Source organism: Marinitoga sp. 1154, assembly GCF_013363285.1.
GTDB lineage: Bacteria > Thermotogota > Thermotogae > Petrotogales > Petrotogaceae > Marinitoga.
On the sequence record NZ_LBFB01000014.1, the window covers coordinates 1 to 13478 of the forward strand.

The 13478-nt window shown below is 29.7% G+C and carries 12 protein-coding genes; 6 read left to right on the forward strand and 6 right to left on the reverse strand.

The annotated features are described in order from the left end of the window. Positions 1-859 precede the first annotated feature (859 nt). The 6 genes from XO12_RS07315 (at position 860) to XO12_RS07340 (ending at position 7084) form a co-directional block, all read left to right on the forward strand. Entirely contained in the window at positions 860-1930 is a 1071-nt protein-coding gene (locus XO12_RS07315; RefSeq protein ID WP_052913265.1) for a chorismate synthase, read from the forward strand. After that, positions 1878-3332, forward strand: coding sequence for a shikimate kinase (locus XO12_RS07320; protein WP_175420017.1), 1455 nt, complete (start codon positions 1878-1880; stop codon positions 3330-3332). The genes XO12_RS07315 and XO12_RS07320 overlap by 53 nt, the downstream gene beginning before the upstream one ends. Before the next feature lie 65 nt (positions 3333-3397). Beyond that, entirely contained in the window at positions 3398-3853 is a 456-nt protein-coding gene (gene aroQ / locus XO12_RS07325; protein ID WP_047266410.1) for a type II 3-dehydroquinate dehydratase, read from the forward strand. Beyond that, positions 3831-5423, forward strand: a complete 1593-nt coding sequence (locus XO12_RS07330; protein WP_175420018.1) for a DEAD/DEAH box helicase — start codon at positions 3831-3833, stop codon at positions 5421-5423. Before aroQ ends, XO12_RS07330 begins: the two co-directional genes overlap by 23 nt. Before the next feature lie 2 nt (positions 5424-5425). After that, positions 5426-5851, forward strand: coding sequence for a peptidylprolyl isomerase (locus tag XO12_RS07335; RefSeq protein WP_175420019.1), 426 nt, complete (start codon positions 5426-5428; stop codon positions 5849-5851). Between the two features lie 21 nt (positions 5852-5872). After that, entirely contained in the window at positions 5873-7084 is a 1212-nt protein-coding gene (locus tag XO12_RS07340; protein ID WP_175420020.1) for a U32 family peptidase, read from the forward strand. A 70-nt stretch (positions 7085-7154) separates the two neighbouring features. Here XO12_RS07340 and XO12_RS07345 read toward each other — a convergent pair whose 3' ends face one another. From XO12_RS07345 to XO12_RS07370, 6 genes are all read right to left on the reverse strand, one after another. Next, positions 7155-8147, reverse strand: a complete 993-nt coding sequence (locus XO12_RS07345; protein ID WP_047266406.1) for an ABC transporter ATP-binding protein — start codon at positions 8145-8147, stop codon at positions 7155-7157. Then, positions 8144-9106, reverse strand: coding sequence for an ABC transporter ATP-binding protein (locus XO12_RS07350; RefSeq protein ID WP_175420042.1), 963 nt, complete (start codon positions 9104-9106; stop codon positions 8144-8146). Before XO12_RS07350 ends, XO12_RS07345 begins: the two co-directional genes overlap by 4 nt. A gap of 2 nt (positions 9107-9108) precedes the next feature. Then, positions 9109-9981, reverse strand: coding sequence for an ABC transporter permease (locus tag XO12_RS07355; RefSeq protein ID WP_047266405.1), 873 nt, complete (start codon positions 9979-9981; stop codon positions 9109-9111). A 9-nt stretch (positions 9982-9990) separates the two neighbouring features. Then, on the reverse strand, positions 9991-10998 hold the full coding sequence (locus tag XO12_RS07360; protein ID WP_047266404.1) for an ABC transporter permease: 1008 nt from the start codon (positions 10996-10998) through the stop codon (positions 9991-9993). 45 nt (positions 10999-11043) lie between these two features. Continuing rightward, positions 11044-12543, reverse strand: a complete 1500-nt coding sequence (locus tag XO12_RS07365; protein ID WP_047266403.1) for an ABC transporter substrate-binding protein — start codon at positions 12541-12543, stop codon at positions 11044-11046. 145 nt (positions 12544-12688) lie between these two features. Continuing rightward, entirely contained in the window at positions 12689-13477 is a 789-nt protein-coding gene (locus tag XO12_RS07370; protein ID WP_052913264.1) for an ABC transporter ATP-binding protein, read from the reverse strand. Between the last annotated feature and the right edge of the window lies 1 nt (position 13478).

Consider the following 13478-nt stretch of genomic DNA (forward strand, 5'->3'; position numbering starts at 1 on the left):
TTTATTTATATTTTTAAGTCTGCCAAATTTATTAAAATTAAAGCGTCTAAGTTTTTTAGTTCTTTTTAGTTTTTTCCATTATTTGTATTTCTTTCTTTGATATATACATATTTTTACACAATACTTATTTTAAGTATATACTCTCATTTGTATTTCTCATTGATTGTTTTTGTCTTTATTTCATTTTTCATCTTTATTTTCTACTTTTTTGTCCCCTTTTCTTTCCTCTGGTTTATTTTTTACTTTGTTTTCTGGGCTACCTCTCTCTAAATTGAATTCGCTCTTTATTCCAATATACTATATCATTTTTGAAAAATTTTTCATAGTTCTATTTTTTCAATTTATTTGTCATTAAAAACAAATACAATTATTTAAGTTCATTCAGAACCTTTTTTTTTAATATTAATATATAAGCTGTCTAAAAAGTCTCAAATGAAACGAAGGCTCGAAGATTGCCCTTAACACACCTACGGTGGGTTATTGGATTAAAAAATTAGATTTTAATAAAAAAACTTTTGAGCTATCGCTCGCTTACAGAGGGTAATTGGAAAAAATAATTTTTATTATATAATTATAAATCTTTTTCCCTTAGATTTTTTATCATAAAAAATCTAAGAGTGAATGGAAGACGTCAAAAAAACAGGATGTTTTTTTGAGTGAAGCTTTTTCATGGATGAAAAATCGATGCGACGGCTGAGAATGAATAATTTTAAGGATAATCGCTGCCTGAGTGAATTTGATTTTTTAGACATCTTAATTAATACAATTAAATTCTCTTCAGAAAAAAGTTTGTTTTATCTATTTAATGTAATATGTGATATAATTTAATAAAATAAATATCTTTAAAGGAGCGATGATATTGAATTTTATAATTTCTGGAGATTCCCACGGAGAATTTATGATAGGAACTCTTATTGGAATACCAGCAGGATTAAAAATAGATATGGATAAGATAAATACTGATTTAAAAAAACGTCAAAATGGATATGGACGTGGAGAAAGAATGAAAATTGAAAGGGATGAAGTTAATATAATATCAGGGATATGGAAAGGATATACAACTGGCGCTCCATTAACAATATTAATAAAAAATAAAGGAAGAAATACTGAAAAAAATATTCGAAAAGTACCAAGACCCGGACATGGTGATTATAGTGCATATATGAAATATAAACTTCCGGATTTAAATATATATACTGAAAGAACCAGTGCAAGATGGACAGTAGTTTTAACTGCAATAGGTAATATTGCCAGACAATTTCTGGATAATTTGAATATAAAAATTTCAGCTTATATAGAAAGAATAGGAGAATTGAAAACTGAAGATGGAAAAATTTCCAATAATATAAAAAAATACATAGACAAAATGAAAAAATCTGGTAATACTCTCGGCGGTTTGATAAAAGTGATTGCTAAAAATGTCAAACCTGGAATTGGAGGATATTCATCAATATTTGAAAGGTTGGATTCAAAAATTGGAAAACTGTTTATGGCTATTCCTTCAGTGAAAGGAGTAATTATAGGAAATACGGATTTCTCTCTATCTGGAAAAGAATATCACGATGAGTTTTATATCGAAAACAACAAAATAAGAAGAAAAAGCAATAACGCCGGTGGAATAGAGGCTGGGTTTACCAATGGTGAAAACATTGAAATAACAGTATTTTTAAAACCAATACCCACACTCAGAGAACCATTAAATTCCATAGATCTGGAATATATACAGGAGACAAAGGCTCCTTATATTAGATCTGATGTTACTGTTGTCCCAGCAAGTATTGTAATATTCGAGAATGCTTTATCTCTAATATTAATGGAAAGTATTTTAGATAGATTCGGCAATGATAATGTAAATGATATAATCAGGAGGTATAATAATGCCAATTTATTTAATTGGAATGATGGGATCTGGAAAAACGACCCTTGGTAAGATTTTAAGCGATATTTTAGATAAAAAGTTTATAGATATAGATACAGAGATAGAAAAACTTGAAAGAAAAAAAATCCATCATATATTTCTTCAAAAAGGTGAAGAATATTTCAGAGATGTGGAAACTAAAATATTGAAAAAAACTGAAAATGAAGATGCCATTATTTCTACAGGTGGCGGCATAATCTTAAAAAAAGAAAACAGAGAAATATTGAAAAAACATAAAACTCTTTTTTTGTATGTGCCAATTGAAATATTATTAAAAAGAATAGATACAGAAAATAGACCATTATTAAAAAATGGAAAATATAAATTATATGATATATGGAATAAAAGAAAAGAATTATATGAAAATTTTAAAAAAATTGATTTAAAAAATTTCGATATTTATGAATCTACAGCAAAAATATTGTATGAAATCTGCGAAAAAAAATCTTCAGAAATAGTTAATGATTTTCAAAAAATAATTTTTAAAGTTAAGGGAATTGAAGATTTAAAAGATAAAAAAAACATTTTTACAAGTGAAATTGTGAATAAAATATATGGAAATAATTTTATTAATCCGTATATTTTGGAAAATGGCGAAAAAATCAAGAACATTGAAAATGTAAAAAAAATATACCTGTATTTAATTAAAAATAATATAAACAAAAAAGATGCTATATACGGAGTTGGCGGAGGAACAGTTACAGATTTAATAGGATTTATAGGCAGTACATTCAAAAGAGGAATAAAAACAATATTTTATCCAACAACGCTTTTATCCCAAGTAGATGCTGCTCTTGGTGGAAAAAATGCTATAAATTTTGAAGATATAAAAAATATTATAGGTACATTTAAAGTCCCCGATAAAGTAATTATAGATCCACTAACTGTTATATCTCAAAAAAACGAAAATTATTATGAGGGAATAATCGAAGCATTCAAATTAGCGATTATAGATGGAAATATATCTTTATTTTTAGATAATATAAAAAAAATAAAAAAAAGGAACTTAAATATAATCATGGATATAATAAAATTTTCTGTAAAAACAAAATTGTCAATTGTATCAAAAGATCCTTTTGATAATAACATAAGAAAAATTTTGAATTTAGGACACACATTTGGTCATTCGTTTGAAAGTATTACAGGTATATCACATGGTTTGGCTGTAGGATGGGGAATAAAGAAAGAAATTGAATTATTTGGACCTAATATAAAGGATAAAAAACTAATCCTGGATTTTCTTGAAGAAATTATCCCGGAAAATATTTATAATATGAATATTAATATAAATAAATTAAAAAAATTTATTTTACATGATAAAAAAATAATATTCAAAAATCAAATTACAATTCCAATAATTAATACTGTGGGAAATGTAGAATTAAAAAAAATAGATATTTTAAATTATTTGTAGTAACAATACTGGAAAGTTTGAGTTAAGAATAAAAATTATAAAAAATTTTAAGGGGGATTTATGATATGATATTAATAGTTAATGGTCCTAACCTTAATATGTTAGGGAAACGCCCGAACAATATATATGGTAGATTCACTTATGAAGATTTAATTGATAAAATAAATCTCTGGTCAAAAAAAAATGGAATAAATATCGAAATTTTTCAATCAAATGTTGAAGGAGATATAATCAACCGTCTTCAAAAAGAGGATTTCAAAGGGTTAATTATCAACGCAGGAGCTTATACACATTATAGTTATGCAATTAGGGATGCTCTGGAAATTTTAAACATACCAAAAATTGAATTGCATATTTCTAATATATATAAAAGAGAAGAATTTAGAAAATACAGTGTAATAGCCCCTGTATGTGATGGACAAATAGCAGGGTTAGGACTCGATGGGTATGTCCTTGCATTGGAATACCTGAAAAATTTATTGTGGAAAGAGGTTGAAAATGGTAAAATTAGAAAAGTTTAGAGAATTAGGATTATCTGAAGGAACATTAAAAGCATTAAAAAAGAAAGGTTTTGAAGAACCTACCCCAATCCAGGAAAAAGTAATACCATTATTATTGAAACAGGATGTTGATATTATTGGCCAGGCACAAACCGGAACTGGAAAAACCGCTGCATTTGGACTGCCTTTAATAGAAAAATTAAAACCATCTAAAAAAGTAAAAACTATAATATTAACTCCAACAAGAGAATTGGCAGTTCAGGTCGCTGAAGAAATTAATTCATTAAAAGGAAATAATAAACTAACTGTATTTCCTATTTATGGTGGTCAATCTATAGAAAATCAAATTAATAGGTTGAGAAAAGGCATTGATATTGTAGTTGGAACTCCTGGAAGGGTTTTGGATCATATTAAAAGAAAAACCCTGGATTTAAGTCATGTGAGGTATTTTATTCTTGATGAAGCTGATGAAATGTTAGATATGGGATTCATAGATGATGTTGAAGAAATTTTATCAAAAGCTCCTGAAAATAGGCAAATATTACTTTTCTCTGCTACAATGCCATCAAGAATTATCTCATTAGCTAAAAGACATATGAAAAATTATAAAATAATATCTGTAAAACCCGAGCAATTAACCACCGAATTAACAGAACAAATATACTTTGAAGTTTCTGAACAGGATAAATTTGAAGCATTATGCAGAATAATTGATATTGAACCAAATTTTTACGGACTGGTTTTTTGTAGAACAAAGGTAGATGTAGATACAGTATCAAATAGACTTATTGACAGAGGATATAACGCCGAAGCATTACACGGTGATCTCTCTCAATATCAAAGAGAGCGCATATTAAAAAAATTTAAATCTAAAAGAGCAAATATTTTGGTTGCAACAGATGTTGCCGCAAGAGGTATAGATATAAATGATTTAACCCATGTTATAAACTACTCATTACCTCAAAATCCAGAATCATATGTTCACAGAATAGGAAGAACTGGAAGAGCTGGAAAAGAGGGAACAGCTATTACATTTGTAACTCCAGAAGAATACAGAAAATTATTATTTATTAAACGTATTTCAAAAAGCAACATTAAAAAGAAACCAATACCAAAAATAAAAGATGTAATTGAAACAAAAAAACTTAGAATTAAAAGTGAAATAAACAGTATCTTAGAGCATAATGCATATAGTAATTACCTGTCTTTATCCAAAGAAATGCTTGAAAATAATAATCCTGAAGAGGTTTTAGCTGCAGTATTAAAATATGCATTTCAGGATGAATTGGATGAAAGAAATTATAGAGAAATAAAAGAAGTATCATCTATTGATAAAAAAGGAAAAACACGATTATTTGTAGCCCTTGGAAGAGACGACGATTTAACTATAGAAAAACTAAAAAATATGATAAAAGAATATACAAATATACAAAATATATATTTAAAAGATGTAAGAATACTTGACAAATTTTCATTTATGACTGTACCTTTTGAAGAAGCAGAGATCATATTACAGGCATTTAAAAAGAAAAAGAGAGGTAGAAAACCTATTATTTCAAAAGCAAAAGAAAAAAAGAGAAAGGCGGAATAATTATGAAAGCGGAAAAAGGTAATACTGTAAAAGTACATTACACAGGAACATTAAATGACGGAAGCGTTTTTGATACATCAAATGGAAGAGAACCTTTAGAATTCACACTGGGAACAGGACAGGTAATACCCGGTTTTGAAGAAGCAATCATAGGTATGGAAATCGGTGAAAAAAAGACTGTAACTATCCCATCAAAAGAAGCATATGGTGATTATTCTGAAGAAAAAGTATTTGAATTACCAAAACAGAGCTTCCCACCAAATATTGATGAAGCATTGGGACAAACTGTACAATTAGGTGACTCTACAGGAAATGTATTTTTAGCAAAAATCCTTGAAGTTACTGATGAAATAGTAAAAATGGATACAAACCATCCACTTGCTGGAAAAGATTTAACATTTGAAATTGAATTAATTGAAATTAATTAAAAACAAACGGGAGGAAAGATAATGAAAAAGGTCGAATTACTTTCCCCTGCTGGTAATATGGAAAAATTAAAAATGGTTTTCCGCTACGGTGCAGATGCTGCATACCTTGGCGGAAAATTTTTCAATTTAAGAGCATTGGCAGGGAATTTTTCAAATGATGAAATTATTGAAGCTGCAAATTATGCACATTCACTTGGAAAAAAAATATATGTTACCCTAAATATAATCGCTCATAACAATGAAATAGAAAAAGTTGCTGATTATGCAAAATTTCTTGAGTCAGTTGGAGTTGATGCTGTTATTGTTGCTGATTTAGGCGTTTTTAAAATTGTAAGAGATAATACAAATTTAGAAATCAACGTAAGTACTCAAGCAAGCAATACAAATTGGATGAGTGTAAAAGTCTGGAAAGAAATGGGAGCAAAAAGAATTATTTTAGCAAGAGAATTATCATTAAAAGAAATTAGAGAAATTAGAGATAAAGTTCCCGATGTGGAATTAGAAGTATTTATCCACGGCGCTATGTGTATGTCTATTTCCGGAAGATGTTTGTTGAGTAACTATTTAACAGGAAGAGATGCGAATCGTGGTGCATGCGCTCAACCATGTAGATGGAAGTATAATTTAGTTGAAGAAACACGTCCAGGTGAATATTATCCAATTTTTGAAGATGAAAGAGGAACCTTTATAATGAATTCCAGAGATCTTTGTACTATAGAATTTATAGACCAGATTTTAGACACAGGTATTGATAGTTTAAAGATTGAAGGTAGAATGAAAGGCATATATTATGGCGCCATAGTAACAAAGGTTTATAGAGAAGCAATTGATTTATACTATTCTGGAAATTATAAATATAAACCAGAATGGATGGAATATCTCAATTCTGTAAGTAATAGAAAATATACAAAAGGATTTTACTTTGGAAATCCAGGTGTAGATGGACAGAATTATGATTCATCATCATACAATAAAACTCATGAAATTGTTGCAAAATCAATTGGAAAAAGTCGCGATGGAAAAAGCATTCTGGAAATAAGAAGTAAAATTTCCACAGGCGAAGAAGTTGAAATTATAAAGCCTACAGGTGATCCTATAAAAATTATAATGCCAGAAATGATAAAAATGAGAAAAGGGCAGGAAGAAAAGATAATAGAAACAGCAAATCCAAATATAATTGTGAAGGTTGACCTTGATTTAGAAGAAATGGATATATTAAGAAAGAAAATATAAAATTAGTTCATTCTGCATTCTAAAATTTTGTAATGAAATGTAAATTATAATAACCCCCGCAAAACGGGGGTTACTTATTAAATAAATGGCAGTTCACTTCATGTTGATTATCAAGTTTTATTGTTTTTGGTTCTTCAACTTTACAAATATCCATAGCATAAGGACATCTCGGATGAAATCTACACCCTTTAGGTGGGTTTACTGCATTTGGCACCTCACCTTTAGGAATTATCTTTTTCTTTTTTAATTTAGGATCAGGTTCTGGAACTGCTGAAATTAAGGCTTTGGTATAAGGATGCGCGGGATTTCTATATATATCCTCAAAAGTTCCAATTTCAACAATTTTTCCAAGATACATTACGGCAATTCTATCACATATATATTTTGTTGTAGCCAAATCATGAGTAATAAATAAATAAGTTAAATTAAATTCTTCCTTTAAATCTATCATTAATTTCAATAACTGAGAACGAACTGATACATCAAGCATAGCAATTGCTTCATCTGCTACAACAAATTCCGGTTTTAAAACAAGAGCTCTTGCTATAACAACTCTTTGCCTTTGCCCGCCGGATAAATCTCTCGGATATCTATTATAATACTCTTCAGCGGGTTTTAAATTCACGCGTTCCATAATTTCATAAACAATTTTTTTCTGTTCTGAATAATTTTTTCCTACTTTGTGTATTTGAAGAGCATGTCGTATAGCTTCTCCTATTTTCATATAAGGGTTTAAAGCCGCCATAGGGTCCTGAAAGATTATCTGAATTTTTCTTCTGAATTTTCTTAATTCTTCATTAGTTAGTGAAGTAATATCAATATCATCTATTTTTATTGTTCCAGATGTTGGTTCCAATAATCTTAAAACCATTCTTCCAGTAGTAGTTTTTCCAGAACCAGATTCTCCAACCAATCCAAGTGTTTCGCCTTTCTTTATTATGAAAGAAATATCATCAACAGCTTTTACGAATTTTTGCTCTTTTCCTGTTAAAAATTCTGAAATACTTCTTTTCAAAGGAAAATATTTTTTTAAATTCTTTACTTCAATTAAAACTTCATTCATATTTTCACCTTCTCATATAACCAACATTTAACTCTTGTTTCATCTACAATAAAATCTGGAGGCACCTGTTCATGACATATATTTTTTGCATATGGACAACGTGATGCAAATCTACATCCTTTGGGTGGTTTAACAAGATTCGGAAGATCCCCAGGTATATATTTTAACTCTCTATCATCTATATTTGTATTTGGTATTGATTTTAATAAAGCTTGAGTATATGGATGTTTTGGCTCATAGTATATTTTTTCAGCAGTTGCTAATTCAACAAGATGACCGGCATACATAACACCAATTCTATCAGCCAATTCTGCAACAACCCCAAGATCATGTGTTATTAAAATCATTGACATTTTATGCTCATCTTTGAGTTTTTTTAATACTTCCATTATTTGTGCCTGAACAATAACATCTAAAGAAGTAGTTGGTTCATCTGCAACAACTATTTCAGGTTTTAAAACCAAAGAAAGTGCAATCATAACTCTTTGTCTCATACCACCAGAAAATTGAAAGGAATATTCATTCATCCTTATAGGATCTATACCAACATCTGATAGAATTTTTGCAGACATATCTAAAGCTTCTTTTTCGGGAATTTCAGAATAATGAGCTTTTATTGTTTCCAGAAATAAATCTTTTACCTTCATAATCGGATTTAGCGAAGTCATAGGATCTTGAAAAATCATCGAAATATGCTTGCCTCTTATTTTTCTCATTTCTTTTTCATTGAAAGTTGCTATATTTTTATTTTTAAATAATATTTCTCCTAAAATCTTTGCATTTTTAGGTAGTATTTTTAACAATGATTTTCCCAGTGTGGATTTTCCACATCCTGATTCACCAACTAACCCTAATGTTTCATTTTCAGACAACGTAATATTCACATTTTGAACTGCACTGACATATCCACGTTTAACTTCATAATTTATATTTAAATCTTTTATTTGCAATATCAACAACATCACCTTCTCTCACGTATGGTAGGATTTAATAGTTCATTAAGTCCTTCACTAAATAATGAAAAACCCAGAACAATTGTTATTATAGCCATACCAGGATATAATATTCCCCACCATGCTCTTGATAAAACAAATCTCTGCCCATTGCTTAAATCATACCCCCAATCAGGAGTAGGCGGAGCTATTCCTAAACCCAGGAAACTCAATCCAGCCTCTGTCATAATTGCATCGGCAAGATTCATAGAAAGAACAACAACCACTGAAGGCAATACATTAGGCAATATATACTTAAATAATATTTCCCAATTTTTTGCTCCTATCGCTCGTGCACCTTCGACATATAGCTCATTTTTTATACTGGATACCTGATTCCTTATAACCCTAAAATAAGTCGGTGTATAAACAACAGCGATTGATAAAGCAATATTAATCATGCCAGGACCCAATACTGCAGCAATAGCTATTGCTAGAATCAATCCCGGAAAAGAATATATTGCATCCATTATCAGCGTTAAAACTCTATCAAAAGGTCCTCCGATATATCCAGATAATAATCCCAGTGGTATTCCAAATAATGATGCAAAACCAACAGAAATAAAAGCTATGGATAAAGCTATTCTGGCGCCATATAATATTCTACTAAATATATCTCTGCCAAGATTATCTGTTCCGAAAATAAATTGGCTGTCAGGGGCACTTAAAGCTCTCCCAACCCTTTGAATTGGATTATATGGAGCTAATTGAGGAGCGAAAATAGCCATTAAAATATAGAATATTAAAATCATAGCGCCAGCAAACGTTATCCATCCAGTCCCCGTTTTAAATAACTCCTTAAAAAAAGAAGATATTTTATGAGAATAAAATTTTTCTTCCATAATATCACCTCAATATCTGACTCTTGGATCAATTAATGCATTTATTATATCAACAACAATACTTATAACAATGACGAAAAACGCAAAAAACACTATAGTTCCCTGAATAGCCGGAAAATCTCTATATCTTATTTTCATAACAAGATAACTTCCAAGCCCAGGCCACGAAAACGTTGTTTCAGTTAAAACAGCACCAGCTAATAAAATAGCCAATTGAAGTCCCATAACAGTTAATATAGGAACCATAGCATTTTTTAATGCATGTTTATATAATATTCTCCTTTGGCTGATTCCTCGTGCCCTTGCGGCCGTAGAAAAATCCTGAGATAACATCAGTATTGTATTATTTCGAACCATTCTCAAAAATATACTCGAAATAACTAATCCCAATGTTATACCAGGCATTAATAAATGCTTTAATACATCAATAAAAGCTTCCCAATTCCCAGTTATCAAAGAATCTAATAGGAAAAATCCCGTTTTAGTATCTAAAGATACTATAGGGGATAATCTTCCAGCAACTGGAAGCCACCTTAAAACCATACCAAAATAATATTGCATCATCAATCCAAACCAGAAAACAGGTATAGCATAAATAAAAACAGCATATACTCTTGCAGTAACATCAATAATTCCATCGCGATGTGCCGCTGCAGTACTTCCCCAAAAAACACCTATTAAGACTGCAACAATGAAAGCAAATAAGGTTAATTCAACGGTTGCAGGAAATCTATCCTTTATTTCATTCCATACCGGTCTTGATGTAAGTGTAGATTTCCCAAGATCTCCTTTTAATAAATTTCCAACATAATCAAAAAATTGAATTATTATAGGTTTATCAAGACCCAATTCATGGCGTTTTTGCTCTATAACTTCCTGTGGAGCTTTACCTCCTAAAATAGCTAATACCGGGTCGCCAGGAATAATTCTTAAAACAAAAAATATTACGATTAATAATATAAACATCATAGGAATAGCCAATAAAATACGTGTAAATATATAATCTTTTAAGGACAAAATTATCACCTCTTTTAAAAACCCCGCCATCTGGCGGGGAATTTATTATTTCTTTTCGATTAGATAATACCTGAAAATTTGTGTTGGTTCTAACAATACACCTTTTATATTCTTTTGTGAAGCAACAACAGCGACTCCCTGCCATAAAGGAATATTCGGAACATCAACAACTAAATGATTTTGAGTTTGAGCATAAAGTTCTGATCTTGCTTCTTGATCAACACATATTCTTGCAGCTTTCATAATTGATTCTGTAACAGGATTTTCATAAAAACTACCCATGGATTTTGCACCATTTATACTCAAAAATGGCCACAAGTAATCATCAGGATCTATATAATCTGGATACCAACCTAATAAAAATAAACCCATTGTTCCATTCAAGAAATAATCCACATATGTAGACCATTCTGCATATTTAATATTTACTTTAATAATACCCGTTTCTTCCAATGATTCTTTCAATACCTGAGCAACATCTGCTTCTGTTGTTCCATAATGTGTAGGAGAATACCATAAATCTATGGTTAAAGGTTTATCTGTCCAATAACCAGCCTGCTGTAATAATCTTTTAGCAGCTCTTAAATTCCTTTCTGGAAATACATCCTTATGACTCCACATCCCCATTGGAACCATTGAATACAAAGGCTGAGCAAGACCAACAAAAACATCATCCACAATTCTCTGTCTATCAACTGCATACATTATAGCTTTTCTGACTAAAGGATTTGAAAAAGGTGCTTGTTTTGTATTTAATACTAAATATCTTATTTGAGGACTACTACCTTTTAAAACATTTATATTAGGATTGTTTTCTAAATCATTAATATCCCTTGGATCAAGGTGTCTAAATGCTATATCAATTTGCCCTGTTTCGAGAGCTAATCTAAGTGTTGCAGCACTTTCATAAAAAGTAATAACTACTTTATCTGTTTTTGGTGCTGGACCAAAATATTTATCATTCTTTTCCAATACAATTCTTACATCTCTAATCCATTCTGTAATTTTATATGGACCAGATGATGAAGGTGCTCCTTCATAAAAAGCATTTTCCGGATATAATTTTGGATTTACAGGCCATGCAACTGTATATCCTAATACAGATACAAAAGCAGAAAATGGATATTTTAATTTTATTTGGAATGTGTAATTATCCACTACTTTTGTACTTTCAACAATATCTGTTAATAAAAATGCCGGGTCTCCATTTAATTTCATAGCCCTATCAATGGAATATTTCATCACTGATGCATCAATAGGTGTTCCATCATCAAATTTAGCGTCTTTTCTAAGATAAAATGTGTAAACTAACCCATCAGGAGAAACTTCCCACTTTTGAGCTAATGATGGAATTAAATTTGATGTGTTAATTTCATAATCAACAAGACCTGATAAAACATTTTGAAGAATGTTGCTTGAAAAATAATCATAACATTTTGCCGGATCAAGAGTTCTAATCTTGTCAGTAGTTCCAACAACTAAAACCTTAGAAGAAAAAGCTAACAGAGATACAATAAGTAGTAATACCAATAAAAACTTCTTCATACTATCCCTCCCTTAAAAAATAATGTAAAAAACAAGAAACTTAAATATTAATTTTTAATAATAAGTATTTTTTTGATAATCATATTATAACATAAAAAACTTATTATTTACAAGTACCTATAAAAAAAATAACCCAAAATATGGGTTATTTTTTTAAATATCCTAAAACAACTTCTCTAAAGTCAGGATTTCTACCAATATTTTCATCAGTTTTCACAAGAATTCCTTCATCCAGCGGTGTAATTATTTCCATTTCTTCTGTCATTTCACTTTGTTTTACAATTTTATGTTCTGATAAAGCTTTTTCTATATTACCTTCAAAAGTTGTTTTTCCTGCATTGATTATTGCAAAATTGGTGGCTATTAACTCGACTTCTTCTATATGATGAGTAGACATTATAACGATATTTTCTTTATTTGACACAAAATCTTTAAGCATTTTAAGGATCTTATCCTTTTTTACAGGATCAATATTCTGTGTAGGTTCATCTAAAATCATAATTTTCGGCCTCGATGAAAACATTAGAATTATATAAAAAAGCGTTTTCATACCAGAAGAAAATGCATGTACAGGTTTATTTATTGGCAATTTAAATTCCATCATTAATTCTTTATATTTTTTATCATTCCAATTAGGGTATAAAATTTTCCATAATTCAGCATAATCATATGGATATAATCCTTTAAAAGTTACTTTATCCTCCAATAAAACCGAAATATTTCTCTTTCTGAATTTATTCAATTTTTTTCCGAAAATAAGAATTTCACCATCATCAGGCTTTAAATCTCCATATATACATTTTAAAGTTGTTGTTTTCCCAGCACCGTTCGGTCCAACCAACACGTATATATCTCCTGGATTTATTGTAAGATTCACATCAATTAAAGCTGGTTTTGGCCCATATGATTTTTCCAGATTTATAACTTCTATCATA

Excerpts from the sequence above, each read along its gene's own strand:
- XO12_RS07320 (WP_175420017.1), top strand. The coding sequence starts at position 1,878 with ATGCCAATTTATTTAATTGGAATGATGGGATCTGGAAAAACGACCCTT.
- aroQ (WP_047266410.1), top strand. The coding sequence starts at position 3,398 with ATGATATTAATAGTTAATGGTCCTAACCTTAATATGTTAGGGAAACGC.
- XO12_RS07330 (WP_175420018.1), top strand. The coding sequence starts at position 3,831 with ATGGTAAAATTAGAAAAGTTTAGAGAATTAGGATTATCTGAAGGAACA.
- XO12_RS07335 (WP_175420019.1), top strand. The coding sequence starts at position 5,426 with ATGAAAGCGGAAAAAGGTAATACTGTAAAAGTACATTACACAGGAACA.
- XO12_RS07340 (WP_175420020.1), top strand. The coding sequence starts at position 5,873 with ATGAAAAAGGTCGAATTACTTTCCCCTGCTGGTAATATGGAAAAATTA.
- XO12_RS07345 (WP_047266406.1), bottom strand. The coding sequence starts at position 8,147 with ATGAATGAAGTTTTAATTGAAGTAAAGAATTTAAAAAAATATTTTCCT.
- XO12_RS07355 (WP_047266405.1), bottom strand. The coding sequence starts at position 9,981 with ATGGAAGAAAAATTTTATTCTCATAAAATATCTTCTTTTTTTAAGGAG.
- XO12_RS07365 (WP_047266403.1), bottom strand. The coding sequence starts at position 12,543 with ATGAAGAAGTTTTTATTGGTATTACTACTTATTGTATCTCTGTTAGCT.
- XO12_RS07370 (WP_052913264.1), bottom strand. The coding sequence starts at position 13,477 with ATGATAGAAGTTATAAATCTGGAAAAATCATATGGGCCAAAACCAGCT.